Source organism: Myxococcales bacterium (genome assembly GCA_016706225.1).
In the GTDB taxonomy this organism is placed as follows: domain Bacteria; phylum Myxococcota_A; class Polyangia; order Polyangiales; family Polyangiaceae; genus JADJKB01.
In genome coordinates this window covers 77,773-95,022 of record JADJKB010000023.1, presented here as the reverse complement: position 1 = coordinate 95,022, position 17,250 = coordinate 77,773, and the positions used below count along the sequence as shown (strand labels likewise).

Annotated in this window: 19 protein-coding genes and 2 pseudogenes; 20 read left to right on the top strand and 1 reads right to left on the bottom strand. The window is 65.6% G+C overall.

Going from position 1 to position 17,250, the window contains the following annotated elements; genetic code table 11:
* The first annotated feature begins 836 nt into the window (after positions 1-836).
* The 14 genes and pseudogenes from IPI67_35870 (at position 837) to IPI67_35805 (ending at position 11,147) form a co-directional block, all read left to right on the top strand.
* Positions 837-1,451 (top strand): tyrosine-type recombinase/integrase, encoded by a 615-nt coding sequence (locus tag IPI67_35870; protein ID MBK7585549.1) that lies wholly within the window; start codon positions 837-839, stop codon positions 1,449-1,451.
* A 185-nt stretch (positions 1,452-1,636) separates the two neighbouring features.
* Positions 1,637-1,933 (top strand): transposase zinc-binding domain-containing protein, encoded by a 297-nt coding sequence (locus IPI67_35865; GenBank protein ID MBK7585548.1) that lies wholly within the window; start codon positions 1,637-1,639, stop codon positions 1,931-1,933.
* A gap of 45 nt (positions 1,934-1,978) precedes the next feature.
* Positions 1,979-2,056: pseudogene (locus IPI67_35860) on the top strand (hypothetical protein).
* An 11-nt stretch (positions 2,057-2,067) separates the two neighbouring features.
* Complete coding sequence (locus IPI67_35855) at positions 2,068-3,573, top strand: transposase (protein ID MBK7585547.1); 1,506 nt, start codon at positions 2,068-2,070, stop codon at positions 3,571-3,573.
* A 371-nt stretch (positions 3,574-3,944) separates the two neighbouring features.
* Positions 3,945-4,136: a hypothetical protein gene (locus IPI67_35850; GenBank protein MBK7585546.1), complete on the top strand. Its 192-nt coding sequence runs from the start codon at positions 3,945-3,947 to the stop codon at positions 4,134-4,136.
* A 207-nt stretch (positions 4,137-4,343) separates the two neighbouring features.
* Complete coding sequence (locus IPI67_35845; GenBank protein MBK7585545.1) at positions 4,344-5,054, top strand: DUF4272 domain-containing protein; 711 nt, start codon at positions 4,344-4,346, stop codon at positions 5,052-5,054.
* Between the two features lie 270 nt (positions 5,055-5,324).
* Positions 5,325-5,726: a hypothetical protein gene (locus tag IPI67_35840; protein MBK7585544.1), complete on the top strand. Its 402-nt coding sequence runs from the start codon at positions 5,325-5,327 to the stop codon at positions 5,724-5,726.
* Between the two features lie 169 nt (positions 5,727-5,895).
* Positions 5,896-6,882, top strand: coding sequence for a hypothetical protein (locus IPI67_35835; protein ID MBK7585543.1), 987 nt, complete (start codon positions 5,896-5,898; stop codon positions 6,880-6,882).
* Positions 6,883-7,092: 210 nt separating this feature from the next.
* A complete protein-coding gene (locus IPI67_35830) occupies positions 7,093-7,452 on the top strand; it encodes a hypothetical protein (GenBank protein MBK7585542.1) in 360 nt (119 codons plus the stop codon).
* 341 nt (positions 7,453-7,793) lie between these two features.
* On the top strand, positions 7,794-8,012 hold the full coding sequence (locus IPI67_35825; GenBank protein ID MBK7585541.1) for a phage integrase N-terminal SAM-like domain-containing protein: 219 nt from the start codon (positions 7,794-7,796) through the stop codon (positions 8,010-8,012).
* A 56-nt stretch (positions 8,013-8,068) separates the two neighbouring features.
* Positions 8,069-8,398 (top strand): annotated as a pseudogene (locus tag IPI67_35820) (tyrosine-type recombinase/integrase).
* On the top strand, positions 8,319-8,678 hold the full coding sequence (locus tag IPI67_35815) for a tyrosine-type recombinase/integrase (protein ID MBK7585540.1): 360 nt from the start codon (positions 8,319-8,321) through the stop codon (positions 8,676-8,678). Before IPI67_35820 ends, IPI67_35815 begins: the two are co-directional and overlap by 80 nt.
* Positions 8,679-8,694: 16 nt before the next feature.
* A complete protein-coding gene (locus tag IPI67_35810) occupies positions 8,695-9,906 on the top strand; it encodes an IS91 family transposase (GenBank protein ID MBK7585539.1) in 1,212 nt (403 codons plus the stop codon).
* Between the two features lie 491 nt (positions 9,907-10,397).
* Positions 10,398-11,147, top strand: a complete 750-nt coding sequence (locus IPI67_35805; protein ID MBK7585538.1) for a hypothetical protein — start codon at positions 10,398-10,400, stop codon at positions 11,145-11,147.
* A 62-nt stretch (positions 11,148-11,209) separates the two neighbouring features.
* On the opposite strand, the gene IPI67_35800 is transcribed toward IPI67_35805, so the two are convergent.
* Positions 11,210-11,410 (bottom strand): hypothetical protein, encoded by a 201-nt coding sequence (locus IPI67_35800; protein MBK7585537.1) that lies wholly within the window; start codon positions 11,408-11,410, stop codon positions 11,210-11,212.
* Between the two features lie 156 nt (positions 11,411-11,566).
* On the opposite strand from IPI67_35800, the gene IPI67_35795 reads away from it, so the two are divergent.
* From IPI67_35795 to IPI67_35770, 6 genes are all read left to right on the top strand, one after another.
* Positions 11,567-11,992 carry a hypothetical protein gene (locus IPI67_35795; GenBank protein MBK7585536.1) on the top strand — a complete coding sequence of 142 codons (426 nt, stop codon included), beginning with the start codon at positions 11,567-11,569 and terminating at the stop codon, positions 11,990-11,992.
* A 420-nt stretch (positions 11,993-12,412) separates the two neighbouring features.
* Positions 12,413-12,637, top strand: coding sequence for a hypothetical protein (locus IPI67_35790; protein MBK7585535.1), 225 nt, complete (start codon positions 12,413-12,415; stop codon positions 12,635-12,637).
* 1,276 nt (positions 12,638-13,913) lie between these two features.
* Positions 13,914-14,375 carry a DUF4275 family protein gene (locus IPI67_35785; GenBank protein MBK7585534.1) on the top strand — a complete coding sequence of 154 codons (462 nt, stop codon included), beginning with the start codon at positions 13,914-13,916 and terminating at the stop codon, positions 14,373-14,375.
* A 165-nt stretch (positions 14,376-14,540) separates the two neighbouring features.
* A complete protein-coding gene (locus IPI67_35780; protein MBK7585533.1) occupies positions 14,541-14,843 on the top strand; it encodes a hypothetical protein in 303 nt (100 codons plus the stop codon).
* A 591-nt stretch (positions 14,844-15,434) separates the two neighbouring features.
* Entirely contained in the window at positions 15,435-15,779 is a 345-nt protein-coding gene (locus IPI67_35775) for a hypothetical protein (protein MBK7585532.1), read from the top strand.
* A gap of 676 nt (positions 15,780-16,455) precedes the next feature.
* Positions 16,456-16,815, top strand: coding sequence for a barstar family protein (locus tag IPI67_35770; GenBank protein ID MBK7585531.1), 360 nt, complete (start codon positions 16,456-16,458; stop codon positions 16,813-16,815).
* Positions 16,816-17,250: the final 435 nt, after the last annotated feature.

Sequence of the window (17,250 nt, the reverse complement as noted above, 5' to 3'; positions counted from 1 at the left end):
CACGTATTTCGTGAGGCGGGCTCATTCCCCAGGGCGCGGAGCCTACACGAGTTGGGCAGACAGGGAAGTGACGGGTGGGGCGCACCGCGGAAACGAGCGCGCAAGGCGGCGAGGGGCGGCGAGGTGGCCGCGATTCGGCGGCGGGGGGCGGCGCGCGGACGCGCATGCGCACGATGGAGAAAGAAGAGAGGAGCGGGCGGGGGCAGGGGGCAGGGGCAGAGGTCAACGCGCCGGCGGGTGTTCGCCAAGCACCAATTATCCCGCTACCCCGCGACGCATAACAACGGCCCCCCACGCGGCCCAAAGGGGACCAAGAGGGGGAGGCGGTCCAACAAGCGGAGGTGCTATCCCGCCCAAGTCGCAGTAGAATATTAGTTGGACGAAGCCGCTGGCGCGGCAGGAGTAGCGCCACGTGACGGGCAGCGTCTGAGCGGCTGCCCGCGGCGACGTCGCGTCGCGGCGATTCCTGCCGGCTCGAGCATGAGCGGCGCCACGCTGTGTTCGTCGGCGATCCTGGTGATCGCGCGCCCGATGGCCGGGTGCGCCAACACCGGAGTTGAAGCATGGGACAGCTGCGAAACCGAATGGCCGAGGACATCAGGCTGCGGGTCTTTGCGCCAACACGCTCAAGACCTATCTGCGTTGCGCCGAAGTTTTCGTGAGGCACCACGGCAAGTCACCGACGCTGATGGGCAAGGCCGAAATTCGAGACTTCTTGCTGCACCTGGTCGAGGACCTGAAGCGCTCGCCATCGACGTACAACGTCTACGCCGCGGCGCTGAAGTTTCTCTATGCGCACCCTGGAGCGACCGGAAGAGGTCGCTTGGATCCAGCAGATGCGCGTGCCGCATCGACTGCCGGCCATCCTGAGCGGCGACGAGATCGAGCGACTGCTCGGGAGCTGGGGTCGCTCAGAATGCCAGGCGATCGTGATGACCGCGTATGGGGCCGGCCTGCGGATCAACGAGGTGCTCAACTTGCGAGTTGCGGACATCGACAGCCGTCGCATGGTGATTCACATCAGGCAAGGCAAAGGTCAGCGTGACCGCTACACGATGTTGCCCAAGCTCGTGCTGCAAACGCTCCGCGCGTACTGGAGGCAAGAGCAACCGCCGGGTCCCGAGCTGTTTCCTGGGAAGACACCGGGCCGCGTCCTGTGCCGGGACACCGTGGGCAAGGCGTTGGCGCGGGCGGCGGTCCGCGCAGGGCTCGAAAAGCACGTGCACCCTCATGTCCTGCGCCATGCCTTCGCCACGCATCTGCTCGAGACCGGGACCGATCTGCGCACGTTGCAGGTCCTGCTCGGTCACGCCTCCATCAGCACGACCGCCCGCTACGCGCAGGTCAGCCCGGTAATGATTCGGAGGACCAAGAGCCCAGCGGACCGGCTGCGCAAGACGGCCTCGCCGGTGCCCAGAAAGAAGCGGTCTCGAAGTCGGCGCGCCGGGTAGCCGGGCATGCGCCAGCATGGCCCCTTGTGCTCGCTCGCCGGAGCCAGCACAGGAAGGCAGGCCGTCGCTGGAGCTCGCGGATGTCGTTCGCGCGTTCCGGCCGGTCCACGAGCAACAACATGCACTGACCCTCGCCGAGCGCGCTGTCCTCGACGCCGTAGCACGTTGCCGAACGGCCGCCCTCGGTGGGCACGTCAACGTGTCTCGACTGTGGCTTCGTCAGCGATCCTTCGTACGACTCATGTCACAACCGGCACTGCCCGAAGTGCCCGGCGGTGGCGCAGGCGAAGTGGATCGCCGGGCGGTTGGAGCGCGTACTGCCGATCCACTATTTCCACGTCGTCTTCACACTGCCCGCTCAGTTGCGCGGTCTGGCTCTCGCCAATCCGAGAATCGTCTACGACCTGCTCTTCGTTGTGCATCCGCCACGCTGCTCCAGCTCGGCGTGGATCCCAAGCGTTGCGGCGGCGAGCTCGGCGTGACGGCGGTGTTACACGTGGACGCAGAAGCTCGAATACCATCCGCACCTGCACTGTATCGTGACCGGAGGTGCGCTCAGCCCGGACGGCTCTCGCTGGATCTCTGCCGCCGCGACTTCCTCTTTCCCGTCCACGTCATGGGTCGGCTGTTCCGCGGAAAGATGCTCGACGCCCTCACGCGGGCCGCCCGCTCCGGCACGTTGCGCATCGGCGACCCCACCCGTTTCGCCGCGCTCATTGCGGGCCTTCATCGCAAGACTGGAACGTCTACGCAAACGCCCCTTCGGCGGCGCCGCCCAGGTGATCACCTACCTCGGCCAGTACACTCACCGCGTCGCCATCTCCAACCACCGACTCCTCGCGATGGACCAGCGCGGCGTCACCTCCGCACCAAGAGTGGCGAGCACATCACGCTCGACGGCGTCGCATTCCTCATGCGCTGGCTTCGCCACATCCTGCCGCCCGGCTTCACCAAGATCCGACACTACGGGCTGGTGTCGGCGAGCCACGCCACCGGCCGACTCGAAACCGCGCGACAGCTACTACCGGCCAAATCCGCTCCGAACCCCACCGCTTCGCCCAGCTCCTCCAACCCTCTGCGCGCCGCCAAGTGGCGCGAAGTGATCCGCATCCTGACCGGCATCGAAATCGACTGCTGCCGCTGTTGTGGCCGTCGTGCGCTTCGAGCGCCGGCCGTTGCCGCGCTCGGCTTTCGACGCCCGAGCCTCCGAAAGCGGCATGACCACTTCAGCCAAGCACCGCAGTCATCACCCATTGGCCGCTCGCTCGGTGGTCATGCCCACGTCCATCCTACGGGCGGAATCACCGCGCGGTCTTCCCTCCGCTCGACCCTCGGACCACCTCCGGATGCCGCCTCATCGCAGCCGACCCGGCCCCGCCGAGCCTCGACGTCGAGCCGGGCGGGCAATTTCTCCATAGCGACCTGTGGCCCCATCCCGGCGCCGCACCAGCGGCTCCGTCCAACTCGACGATTGCGGCACCGGGCGCCACCTTGTTGGCCTCGTACTCACACGCGCCGGCTGAACCGTGGGCCCGCTCCCGCAATCGCGCTATTCTTTATACAGCCGGACATTCGGGCTCTCCTTCGTCCCATGAGCACGCAGCGCACGACTGGCCCTCCCGTTGCCGAGCAACTCGCGGCCCTTGAGGACTACCTCGGACGGACGCTCCCGCCGCGACTCCGTGAACTCTACCTGGCGTTTTCGACCGCTCCCCGTGGCCTGCTTCCTCTCACCACCGGGCGCGAACATGACGCGCCCGTTCCTGACGACTCACCTGCCGGCCGATTTGAGGACGCCCAGCGCCGCTTCGCATCCGTCCTTGGCCACGCGATCGGCAATGCCGAGAGCGCTTCGCATGCGCGCGACGATCACGTTTGGCCACCAGGCTTGTTGGTGCTCGAGGACTGCGGCTGCGGCGTCTTTCGCGCCGTCGACCTCGACGACGCGGCGTTGCGGATTGTCGAGTACGAACACCTCGACGCTGTCGACGACCCCAAACTGGCGACCAGTCCGAATCGTCTCGCGTACCGCGAGCCCGTTGTCCCGCGCGCCCTGCAACACCGCTTCATTGTCGTCGCCGACTCGCTGGAAGACTGGCTGCGCATGCGAGAAGCAACCTGAGCTCTCCAAGCACCCGTCAAATCGTGCTGATTCCGCGCGCTGTATAACTCACGTTGCACCCGCCGAACGCCGGCCTTGCCGACTTCACCGTCCGTTCCGCTTCCGCGGGCGACCACTCTGATGCGGCACTCGCCCGCGTCTGCAGCGCCTTGCCGACTGACCACTTGACGCTCGGCGTTCGCGGGTGAACGTGTGTCTCGTTAAACAGCCGGGCGCCGACATGGAGGACGTTACCGAGGCGGCGAGACTGTGGTGTTACCAAGAGACGCACCGACTCCGCAAATTGGCATTCGGCGATCTGGCGAAGCTTTGCGATCGTTCCTTCGAAGTGGACCCGTCCGTTTCGTTCCCGCTCCGTTGGTCTCGCCGCCGTGGCCGCGCCGATCGATGACGCCAGCCTTGTTGTCGGGGTGCGCGCATTCGTGCTCCCAGCCTTTCTGACGCGCTTTGTTGTGTACGACGGTTTCACCAAGTTTGCTGACGAGTCATGGCGCAAGACGATGCCTCCGGAAGCGTATGACCTGCTCCGTGCGAAGCTCGATGAACTCGTGCCGATGATCTAGCGTCTGTCCTCGCAAGCGCTTGTGACCTGCGCTGTCTAACTCACGTTGCACCCGCCGAACGCCGGCCTTCCACGCTTCACCGTCCGTTCCGCTTCCGCGGGCGACCATTCTGATGCGGCACTCGCCCGCGTCTGTTGCGCCTTGCCGACTGACGACTTGACGCTTGGCGTTCGCGGGTGAACGTGGTTCCGTTAGCCAGGCGAAGCGATGACGAGTGCCGACGAGGGGACGACGCCGCGGCCAGAGAGAGTTGCCGCTCGTGCTCTGGTGCTCGCAGCTGTGACCTGCAGGGGCGCCATCGAGCACGGCGTCGGCGATCGTGAAGCAGAGGAACTACGCGAACAAGTGATCGGATGGGTTCGCAAGACCCGCCTGCTGGACGAGACTGAGCCGCACGAACTGTCTCGACTGGAGGCCCCTTTGGGCAGTCTGTCCGAACGCGACGCGATCGACACGACGTGGTGCGGAGAAGGCGTAGTCCTCCTGGCTTGGTCTCTGGGCCACGGTGACCTTCCGCGCTACGACGTCCAGGTTGACTCGTCGGTAGCGGCCGAAGCCCTCGGGTTCCTCAACGAGGATGTAGAAGATGTCATGCTGCACGCTCAACTGCGGCAGCGTTCAGATTTGATCCGGCTGGCAGAGTTCTACTTCGCCCTGCATTGGCGTCTTCGTCACTTTGCGTTGGACGCTCGATCCATGGACTTCGAGGCCTTCGCTTCGGAATGTGCGTTTGGGCCTCTCGAGGTCCGGGGCATGGATTTCTTGGCTCATGACCTCGCAATCGATGGCCGGCCCCTGGCGATGCTCGACGACCGCCGTCGAGACGAATGCTTGGGCATCGCGAGAGAGCGCCAACGCGCAGCGAATTGGCTTGTGGGACAAGATCCAATCTACTCGGAGGTGACATGCGACACGTAACCACGCGCTGTCTAACTGGACGTTGCACCCGCCGAACGCCGGTCTGGCCGACTTCACCGTCCGTTCCGCGCCCGCGGGCGAACACACTGTCTTCGGCACTCGCCCGCGCTGCAGCGCCGCGCGGTCTGATATGTTTGAACTCCGGCGTTCGCGGGTGAACGCCGTTCCGTTATGCAGATTTCCCGGGCTTCGTGTGCCACCACCCGTTCGAACTAGCATGTCCTTGTTCCCACGCCTTGCCTCCGCAGTCCTTGTCGCGAGTCTTGCTGCGTGCGCCGGCACGGCGACGTCAGAGAAGCCCCAGGTGCTCCCCAGGGGATTAGCGGAATCGTCAGCCAGTCCGTTGGCGACTTCCAGTGCTGTCCTGTGACCGGCCAGACCTATCCGCTCTCTGTTCCGGTCCACATTGTCCGCGGCCGAGTTCCATTCGCGGCCGAGACACCGCAGCTCGACGAGCTTGACTTGGTCATCACCGTTCATTCCGATGACGATGGGCGGTTCGGCGTAGGCCTTGCCCCCGGAACCTACACGGCGTTCGCCGAAATCGATGGCGCGCTGTACCTGAATTGCTTTGACGAAACCTGGCCACCTACCTACTTCTGCTGGCAGGACGTGGCGCCTGGCCACTTCATCGAGATTGATATCAACGACAGCTCGCACTCCACGGCATGACTGCGCCGCCCATGCGCTCACGAACTGCATAACTCACGTTGCACCCGCCGAACGCCGGCCTTGCCGACTTCACCGTCCGTTCCGCTTCCGCGGGCGAACATTCTGCTGCGGCACTCGCCCGCGTCTGAAGCGCCTCGCCGACTGACGACTTGACGCTCGGCGTTCGCGGGTGAACGTGTGTCTCGTTATTCAGCCGGTTCAGAAAGCGCTCGTGCGAAGTCTTGCCCCGCTTGTCGTTCCGCTCGTGCTACTGGGCGTTCCCACGTGCAACCGTTCTGACCCCCGGCGAAACGGTGCGGATGTCGGTTTCGACCAGTCCCAGTGCCGCGCGGACTTCGCCGCCGGGCGGTACTCCTCCGCCGCGACGGCCTGCGATCAGTTGATGACCTCGCCGGGACAACATGCGGCGCGCGCGGTCGCAGCCCAGGCACTGCTTCAACTTGGTGAGTACTCGAAAGCCGAAACAGTCGCGCGGCACGGTGCGGAATCCACGAATGGGGAACGACGCGCGCTCTTCCTTCGCTGCGGGGTACTGTGGTTGTCGCCACCGGCGACCTTGGCCCGCCAGAAGATCCTGAACGAGTCGATCCGGCAAGCACCGGATTCCTCACCAGATGTGTATTTGGCGCGCGCGAGGTGGAGGTTCATCGCGGGCGCATTCGACAGCGCCCTTGATGACGTCAGACACGCACAACGCATTGCTCCAGAGGGCGCTTCTCCCGAGCTGATGTTGGGATACCTGCTCCTGCGCGAGGGTCCCACCAGATACAAAGACGCGGCCGCGCATTTCGCGCGCGCGGCGGCGCGCCAACCAACCAACGCCCGCGCGGCGGTGTACAAGTACGTGACCACAGGCGATCCACCCGACTCAGCCGCCGCACCGGATTCGGCCTGGGGCCAAGCGTTGCTTGATCTCGCCCGTCGTGGCGCCGTAGCGAAGGAGGATCTCCTTAAGCGCGCCGCGGAATCCGACGGAAAGCACGCTGCAGCCGAGCGGCGTGTCGAGATCCATATGCTGCTGGGAACGCTAGCGGAGACCCAGAACGACGTCGCTCGGGCACGCATCGAGTACGCTTCGGCCGTGGTGACGCCCGTCCACTCGACGGATGACGCACTCGCCCGCGCCCGACTCCAAGCGATCGGAGTGCTTCCCTAGGCGCTCCGCTCTGAGAGCTCGCGGGCGCTGCATAACTTGACGCTGCAGCAGACGAGCGCCGGTCAGGCGAGTTTCACCGTCCGTTCCGCGCCGGCGGGCGACCACTCTGTCTTCGGCACTCGCCCGCCTCTGCGGCGCCCCGCGCTCTGCTACGATGTTCTCCGGCGCTCGCTGCTGAGCGCAAATTCGTTAGCCGGACCTGCCGTTGCGATGATTGTCCACTGGAAGCTCTGGGTTGACTGCACCACGGAGGCCAGCGCCCGCACGGTGGCGGCTCGCGTCCACGCCCTCGCGTTTCCAATGTCGCCGCCAGTCACGGTCAAGCCGTACGAGCGTGGTGGTTTCGTTGTTACATGGGCAGAGCCGAACTCGTCAGGGTGGAACGACGCCGTCGTGGAGACCATTCGTGCGGCGCAAAAGATCGGAGCGGGCTGGGTGCTCACAGGTGACATTCTCTCTGCCCCAGAGGGCGTCCTCAGCAAGAACGCAGGTGGGCATATCGCCGTTTCGGGTGCCACGATGGTCTCGTGGTTGCTGCTACGTGAAGGCCCCGCGATGGGCGCCGTCTAACTCACGTTGCACCCGCCGAACGCCGGCCCTGCCGACTTCACCGTCCGTTCCACTTCCGCTGGCGAACATTCTGATGCGGCACTCGCCCGCGTCTGTGGCGCCTTGCCGACTGACGACTTGACGCTCGGCGTTCGCGGGTGAACGTGGTTCCGTTGGACGAAGCCGCTGGCGCGGCAGGAGTAGCGCCACGTGACGGGCAGCGTCTGAGCGGCTGCCCGCGGCGACGTCGCATCGCGGCTGATTCCTGCTGGCTCGAGCATGAGCGGCGCCACGCTGTGTTCGTCGGCGATCCTGGTGATCGCGCGCCCGATGGCCGGGTGCGCCAACACCGGAGTTGAAGCATGGGACAGCTGCGAAACCAAATGGCCGAGGACATCAGGCTGCGCGGTCTTTGCGCCAACACGCTCAAGACCTATCTGCGTTGCGGCGAAGTTTTCGTGAGGCACCACGGCAAGTCACCGAGGCTGATGGGCAAGGCCGAAATTCGAGACTTCTTGCTGCACCTGGTCGAGGACCTGAGCGCTCGCCATCGACGTACAACGTCTACGCCGCGGCGCTGAAGTTTCTCTATGCGCACACCCTGGAGCGACCGGAAGAGGTCGCTTGGATCCAGCAGATGCGCGTGCCGCATCGACTGCCGGCCATCCTGAGCGGCGACGAGATCGAGCGACTGCTCGGTGAGCTGGGGTCGCTCAGAATGCAGGCGATCGTGATGACCGCGTATGGGGCCGGCCTGCGGATCAACGAGGTGCTCAACTTGCGAGTTGCGGACATCGACAGCCGTCGCATGGTGATTCACATCAGGCAAGGCAAAGGTCAGCGTGACCGCTACACGATGTTGCCCAAGCTCGTGCTGCAAACGCTCCGTGCGTACTGGAGGCAGAGCAACCGCCGGGTCCCGAGCTGTTTCCTGGGAAGACACCGGGCCGCGTCCTGTGCCGGGACACCGTGGGCAAGGCGTTGGCGCGGGCGGCGGTCCGCGCAGGGCTCAGCACGTGCACCCTCGTGTTCTGCGCCATGCCTTCGCCACGCATCTGCTCGAGACCGGGACCGATCTGCGCACGTTGCAGGTCCTGCTCGGTCACGCCTCCATCAGCACGACCGCCCGCTACGCGCAGGTCAGCCCGGTAATGATTCGGAGGACCAAGAGCCCAGCGGACCGGCTGCGCAAGACGGCCTCGCCGGTGCCCAGAAAGAAGCGGTCTCGAAGTCGGCGCGCCGGGTAGCCGGGCATGCGCCAGCATGGCCCTTTGTGCTCGCTCGCCGGAGCCAGCACAGGAAGGCAGGCCGTCGCTGGAGCTCGCGGATGTCGTTCGCGCGTTCCGGCCGGTCCACGAGCAACAACATGCACTGACCCTCGCCGAGCGCGCTGTCCTCGACGCCGTAGCACGTTGCCGAACGGCCGCCCTCGGTGGGCACGTCAACGTGTGTCTCGACTGTGGCTTCGTCAGCGATCCTTCGTACGACTCATGTCACAACCGGCACTGCCCGAAGTGCCCGGCGGTGGCGCAGGCGAAGTGGATCGCCGGGCGGTTGGAGCGCGTACTGCCGATCCACTATTTCCACGTCGTCTTCACACTGCCCGCTCAGTTGCGCGGTCTGGCTCTCGCCAATCCGAGAATCGTCTACGACCTGCTCTTCCGTTGTGCATCCGCCACGCTGCTCCAGCTCGGCGTGGATCCCAAGCGTTGCGGCGGCGAGCTCGGCGTGACGGCGGTGTTGCACACGTGGACGCAGAAGCTCGAATACCATCCGCACCTGCACTGTATCGTGACCGGAGGTGCGCTCAGCCCGGACGGCTCTCGCTGGATCTCTGCCCGCCGCGACTTCCTCTTTCCCGTCCACGTCATGGGTCGGCTGTTCCGCGGAAAGATGCTCGACGCCCTCACGCGGGCCGCCCGCTCCGGCACGTTGCGCATCGGCGACCCCACCCGTTTCGCCGCGCTCGTTGCGGGCCTTCATCGCAAGAGCTGGAACGTCTACTGCAAACGCCCCTTCGGCGGCGCCGCCCAGGTGATCACCTACCTCGGCCAGTACACTCACCGCGTCGCCATCTCCAACCACCGACTCCTCGCGATGGACCAGCGCGGCGTCACTTTCCGCACCAAGAGTGGCGAGCACATCACGCTCGACGGCGTCGCATTCCTCATGCGCTGGCTTCGCCACATCCTGCCGCCCGGCTTCACCAAGATCCGACACTACGGGCTGGTGTCGGCGAGCCACGCCACCGGCCGACTCGAAACCGCGCGACAGCTACTACCGGCCAAATCCGCTCCGAACCCCACCGCTTCGCCCAGCTCCTCCAACCCTCTGCGCGCCGCCAAGTGGCGCGAAGTGATCCGCATCCTGACCGGCATCGAAATCGACTGCTGCCGCTGTTGTGGCCGTCGTGCGCTCGAGCGCCGGCCGTTGCCGCGCTCGGCTTTCGACGCCCGAGCCCCTCCAGCGGCATGACCACTTCAGCCAAGCACCGCAGTCATCACCCATTGGCCGCTCGCTCGAGTGGTCATGCCCATGTCCATCCTACGAGCGGAATCACCGCGCGGTCTTCCCCTCCGCTCGACCCTCGGACCACCTCCCGATGCCGCCTCATCGCAACCGACCCGGCCCCGCCGAGCCCCTCGACGTCGAGCCGGGCGGGCAATTCTCCATAGCGACCTGTGGCCCCATCCCGGCGCCGCACCAGCGGCTCCGTCCAACTCGACGATTGCGGCACCGGGCGCCACCTTGTTGGCCTCGTACTCACACGCGCCGGCTGAACCGTGGGCCCGCTCCCGCAATCGCGCTATTCTTTATTCGGGCGTCTTCTGAGCTGCAGCGGGTGCAGTGACCGCGATGCGGCCACCGGAGCGGGAACAGGTCGGCTGTAGCGGGTGAGGTGACCGCGAACCAGATCACAAGAAATGACCATGGTCGGGCGGTGCAGTCGCCGGTAGCGTTCGAGCATGGTGCGGCGCACGTTGCTGCTGGCGATCCCATTCGGCTGCCTGCTTGCCTCGCCTGCCGCCAAGGGCCAGGACGCCGTTCCCACCGAGGCGTTTCCGCCGGTGCCCGTTGAGGACGCCGGCGCACCCGCGCAGCCGGATTCCGGCGCCCCCCTTCTCCCGCCGCCGCTTCCGCCACAGCCGCCGCGCCCCGTGCCGCCCTCGCCGGGTTCCGAGGTCGTCGCGCCCAGTCGTCCTGCGTACCCACAGGTGATGTGGCGGCCCCCGGCGCAGCCGCCTTGGGAATACAGCAGCGCCCCCATAAAGCCGAAGCGGAGGTGGTACGGCGGCCAGACGCTGATCGCTGACGGCGCGTCCCTCGGCGCGATCTTCGCCGGCGGGGCCGCCGAATCCTCGGAGCTTGCCGTGTTCGGGCTGCTCGGGATGTTCTTCGCTGCACCCATCGTGCACGCGGCACACGGACACGCGGGCAAGCCCTTCGCCAGCCTGGGGTTGAGGGTAGGCCTGCCAATCGTCGGAGGCTTCGTGGGCTGTGCCGCGGACGACAGCGATGGCATGTTCGGCTGCCTCGGTGGGGCGGCCGCCGGCATGTTCCTGGGACTCGTAGCAGCGAGCGTGCTCGACGCCTCGGTCATCGCGTACGAGGACGTTCCCCCGCAGCGTGCCAAGCGCACGCCGGCCGTCGGTGTGACGGCCTCCGTGGTCTGGCTTCGGGACCGCGGCACGCTGGGCGTGAGTGGATGGTTCTGACCTCAAGTCGAGCAACCCGCTTCCGCTCCCGGAGAACCACGCTACGCTTCGCCGGATGCTGCTCACCCGCCGCCGACGTCGTCGCTGGTGAGGAACGGCAGTGGATGGAAGACGATCTCGCCGCCGGCGCTCTCGGCGTAGACGCCGTCAGGCAAAGCGAATCCAGGTGCGGGTTCAGCCGCAAATCCGACGAAGACGCGTTGCACGACCGTGACGGCGCCGCTCTTTCCTTCAAGGCGGACGCCGCATAACTCACGTTGCACCCGCCGAACGCCAGTCTTTCCGACTTCACCGTCCGTTCCGCTTCCGCGGGCGAACATTCCGATGCGGCACTCGCCCGCGTCTGTGGCGCCTTGCCGACTGACGACTTGACGCTCGGCGTTCGCGGGTGAACGTGTGTCTCGTTATGCCGACAAACCATGTGCCTGATTTTCTCCATCGAAGCGCTCCACGATCAGCGTGAGCGCCTGCTTGCCGCAGCGGCGCTCGCTTCACGAGATGGAATACGAGTCGATGTTGCCCACCCATCGCGTTGGCCCTGGGCACAGAAGCGACCTGTCATCGCCGAACTGACCGAGGACGGCGCCTGCGGCTGTAGCCTACTTGCGGACGAAGCCGACTGGAATGCGCCTGCCTGGACTCTGAGGTCCGACGTCGTTCCGGCCATCGTGTCTGCGCTCCGCACGCTGCTAAAGCAGGGCCCGCCAGTGCTTCGCGTCTCCGCGCTCTGGGCCGGCGACACCCCAGCTCATGTTGAGCGCATCAGCCCCGAGCAGTTCCTTGCGCTCGTCGCCGCCGACCAGCTCGGAACGAAAACTGTCTACGTCGTGGACCCAGCGGCATAACTCACGTTGCACCCGCCGAACGCCGGTCTTGCCGACTTCACCGTCCGTTCCGCTTCCGCGGGCGACCATTCTGATGCGGCACTCGCCCGCGGCTGTCGCGCCTTGCCGACTGACGACTTGACGCTCGGCGTTCGCGGGTGAACGTGTGTCTCGTTAGGCGGACGCCAGCTAGTCATGATGTCGATGCTCTTCCGTCTATTTCGGAAACGCTGTCTCGATTGTGCCGACGGCCGTCTTCGTTCGCGGAACTGGCTGCGCGCGTCCCGCGTTGAAGAGAACGGCAAGCGCTATCCTGACTCCTGGACCTACTACGAATGTGACTGCTGCAGCGCGCGATCAAAACACTTCATCGACGGCCGTATCGAAGTGCCGTCGGCCGACGAGTGGCGCCAGCATTGCTCGGGTTAACCTGGTGACGTTGTGACAACATTCGACTATCGCGTCGTCTTCCGAAACGGCGAATATGCTGTGCACGAGGTCTATTTCGACGACCTCGGACGCCCGGAGTCGTGCACAGTCGCCGCCGTCTCGCCCTCCGTGTCGTCCATCGAGGGCTTGCGTCACGAACTTGCTCTCATGTTCAAAGCGCTCGACCAGCCGTGTCTTCGTGACGAAGACATTGGCCAGTCTTTTCCCAACAAGTGACGGTCCGCCGCCTAACTCACGTTGCACCCGCCGAACGCCGGTCTCTCCGACTTCACCCTCCGTTCCGCTTCCGCGGGCGAACATTCTGATGCGGCACTCGCCCGCGTCTACAGCGCCTTGCCGGCTGACACTTGACGCTCGGCGTTCGCGGGTGAACGTGTGTCCGTTATGCAGCTATGAGCACCGTGGTGGTTCAGGCCCTCGTCACGCGGTGGACGAAGGAGTCCCGCGGCGGCCCTGGTGCCGCTCTGCGAAATGCGACGCCAACCGCCCTTTCGCTTCCCGCAGAACAAACGCGCGCCGGCGAGCTCCGCGTGCATGGTGTTGCCTTCGAAGAGCGCACGGGTTTTGAGCCGACGTCTACGCTGACGGTCTGCAACCTCATCGATTTGCATCGCGTCGTCCCGGGACTCGAGCTTCGCGCAGAGGTCGGAACCCTCCGCGTGCGCTTCGTTTGGAACTATTTCCTCGGCGCACCGCGTCGGAGTCATGGTCGCGCGATCCGTCTCCATCCCGGGCAATGGTGCCGCCTCGTCCACAACGGTCGGCACGGCCTCGATCGGACCTGGGCCTACGAGAGCACCGTTCTGAACGTGGCCCTCGGGCCCGTTGATCCGTCCGCTTTCCTCGATTCGGAGCCGCTGGAGACCCAAGACCACCGGGAGGCTCTCTGGTAGGTGCGGTGATCTTCACGCACTGCATAACTCACGTTGCACCCGCCGAACGCCAGCCAGGCGAGTTTCACCGTCCGTTCCACGTCCGCGGGCGACCATTGTGATGCGGCACTCGCCCGCGTCTGCAGCGCCTTGCCGACTGACGACTTGACGCTCGGCGTTCGCGGGTGAACGTGTGTCTCGTTATACCGCTGTCTTCTGACCGGAAACGCTCACGCAAGATCACCAGCGCCCTGCCGACTGTCCTTGCCGCGCTGCGGTCTCAGAGTCCTTCGCCCAAGCGCCACGCGCGACCCCACGCGTCTTGCCGACCGTGGCGTGGTGAACAGAAGCCGCGCGACCTGGCGCCGAGCTCCGAGATCACGGCGCCGTGTTGCACGGTGGCGCTCACGGTCTCCGCGCCCCGAACAACCGTGGTTCCACCACGGTATAACTCGCGTTCCACCCGCCGAACGCGCGCCTTGCCGACTTCACCGTCCGTCCCGCGGCGGCCGGCGCCCAATTTTCAACGGCACGCGCCGGCCTCGAAAATGCCCCGCGCTCTGTTACGATGATCTCGCGCGTTCGCGGGTGAACGCGTGTCTCGTTATTCGGCCGTTCCGATGGGCAAGAGCAGTCGACCTCTTGAGAAAGCCGAGCGTCTACTGGCAGGCTTCTCCCCGTCGCGCCTTTCCGAGGCGGATGCGGCCGCGTACGCAAGTCGCTGGCGCAAGACCTTCGCCGCGCGCGTGTTGAGGGAGACGGGAACGCCGACGCACTTGGGTTTCGACTGGCATGCCTTCAGCTACGCTTACGCGTATGCAGTCTCCGGTGATGCTGCGCAATCCGCGTATCGCGCGCGCCAGCGCTCGCAGTCTTTCCTGGTCTTGCTTGGCGCGACGCCTTCGGACGGCTTCGCCTGCCAGGCCGATACCCTTCCATGGTTCGACCGAGCAGGCCTCGATGTCTACGTCGTCGCAAGCGACTTCCGCTGGACCATGGTGTTCACCCACGAGGCTGACTGGTGCGGCCCGTACTTCACGACCGCTGAGTGGGCCATCAAGCCTCCGGATGGCGCCGTATAACTCACGTTGCACCCGCCGAACGCCGGTCCTGCCGACTTCACCGTCCGTTCCGCTTCCGCGGGCGACCACTCTGATGCGGCACTCGCCCGCGTCTGTCGCGCCTTGCCGACTGACGACTTGACGCTCGGCGTTCGCGGGTGAACGTGTGTCTCGTTAGACAGCCCCATGCGACCCACTTCTGCCATTTCTGCCTTGTCCTCAATCTCGCTCTTGGTTGGCGTCGGCGCCCTCGTGCTCTCGTGCAGTTCGAATGACGATGGGCCTTGCTCCGACGTGGGTGACATCTGCGCGTGCGGAGACGAACCGATTCCCGATGGAATCGAGAAGTGCCCTGCCTCAAAGGACTGCTGCGCACGCGGCGCAGACGGTTGCGCTTGTGCCGCGCCGAAGTTCCTCCAGAGCATCGCGAAGTCGTGTGACGAGTGGGTGGCTCTCGACAACTCCACGCGCGTGCCCTCGTGCCCCTGACGACCGCTCTGGCCGTCGCTGTCTAACTCGACGCTCCTCCCGCCGAGCGCGGCCTTGCCGACTTCAGCGTCCGTTCCGCGGCGGCCGGCGACACTCTGATACGGCACACGCCGGCCTCGGATTACGCCCAGACGACTGCTAAGATGTTGCTCGCGCTCGCGGGAGAGCGCGGTTTCGTTATACCGCTGTCCTCTGACCGGAAGCCATCACGCAAGATCACGGCGCCTTGCCGCCTGTCCTTGCCGCGCTGCGGTCTCAGAGTCCTTCGCCCATGCGCCGCGCGCGACCCCGCGCGTCGTGTCGACCGTGGCGCGGTGGACAGAAGCCGCGCGAGCTGGAGCGGAGCTCCGAGATCACGGCGACGCGCCGAACGGTGGCGCTCACGGTCTCCGCGCCCCGAACAACCGTGGTTCCACCACGGTATAACTCGCGTTGCACCCGCCGAACGCGCGCCTTGCCGACTTCACCGTCCGTCCCGCGGCGGCCGGCGCCCAATTTTCAACGGCACGCGCCGGCCTCGAAAATGTCCCGCGCTCTGTTACGATGATCTCGCGCGTTCGCGGGTGAACGCGTGTCTCGTTAGGCGGACACGTGGCAACCGACATCGATGATGCGCTTAGTCAGTGCCTAGCCGACGAGTGCCACCGTTTACGCTGTGCCCCGTATGGCGAGCTCGAGCGTCTCGTTGATGCTCCTTCGAAATGGACACGGCCGTTTCGGTCGCGCACTGTCGGTCTGGCAGCCATCGCAACAAGACTGCCCGACGAAAATCTCGCTCTCGTTGTGCGCGCCTTTGTGCTGCCAGAATTCCTCACGCGTCACATCGCCTTCGACGCTTTCACAAAGCTGAAGGACGACTCCTGGAGCAAGACCGTCCCGCCCGAAGCCCACGAGTACCTGCGGTCCAAGCTCGCGCTTTTGGTGCCGCCTGTATGAGTAGCTCCTGAAGCCGCCTAACTCACGTTGCACCCGCCGAACGCCGGCCTTGCCGACTTCAACGTCCGTTCCGCTTCCGCGGGCGAACAATTCGATGCGGCACTCGCCCGCGCCTGTCGCGCCTTGCCGACTGACGACTTGACGCTCGGCGTTCGCGGGTGAACGTGTGTCTCGTTATGCCGCCGTTCTTCGAACCCCACGGCGCCTTGCCGACTGTCTTTGCGGTTTCAGATTCAGAGTTCCTCCGCTTCGAGGCAGCGCGGCCGAGCCCACGGCGCCGCGCGGGCTGTTGAAGTCGAACGTCTCTCACGCGTCCGGTCGCGCCATGACGACCCCGACCGTCGTCGCGCTCGAGGACGAGCCGGCTGTTGAGCAACCGCGCTGCGACCAAGCCCACGGCGCCCTGCCAACAGAAGCCGCGCGAGCTGGCGCCAAGCCCCGAGCTCGAAGCGCCACGCCGCACGGTGGCGCTCGCGGCTTCGCCCCCTGAACCACCGTCGCACGGCATAACTCGCGTTGCACCCGCCGAACGCGGGTCTTGCCGACTTCAGCGTCCGTTCCGCGGCGGCCGGCGCCCAATTTTCTACGGCACGCGCCGGCCTCGAAAATGCCCCGCGCTCTGTTACGATGATCTCGCGCGTTCGCGGGTGAACGCGTGTCTCGTTAGGCGGCAGCGATGATCGTCAACATCGATGGGTCGCGCATTACCGACTGGGCATCGTTCCACGACGTTTTCGCTGAGGCTCTTGGCTTTCCTGGGTTCTACGGGCGCAACATGAACGCTTGGATCGACTGCATGACGTCCCTCGACGACGCCGGCGCCGGGATGACGTCTATCCACGTCCCGCCCGGCCAGGTGCTCACGCTCGCCCTTGACCACGTTGATGACGTAGTGAAACGCTGCCCCGAAATCTACGAGGCCCTCGTTGATTGCACTGCGTTCGTAAACTGGCGACGCATCGATAGCGGCCGCGATCCGGTTCTCGCGCTTTCGTTCTACAAGGACACTCGGACAGTCAAGTCTGGCTCCGCCTAACTCACGTTGCACCCGCCGAACGCCGGCCTTGCCGACTTCACCGTCCGTTCCTCTTCCGCGGGCGAACATTCTGATGCGGCACTCGCCCGCGTCTGCAGCGCCTCGCCAACTGACGACTTGACGCTCGGCGTTCGCGGGTGAACGTGTGTCTCGTTATCCCGCTGTCTTTCCACGGGTTGACGTCGCGGCAAGATCACCAAGCTGTTCCATCGGTTTTGTTTCCCTGCGGTCTCAGAGTTCCTCTGCCCAAACGTCGTGGCCGGCCCCGAGCGTCTTGCCGACCGTGGCGCGGTGAACAGAAGCCGCGCGAGCTGGTGACCGAGCTCCGAGCCCATGGCGCCGTGCCGCACGGTGACGCTTCGGGTCACTTGCCCCCGAACAACCGAAGTTCCACCACGGTATAACTCGCGTTCCACCCGCCGAACGCGCGCCTTG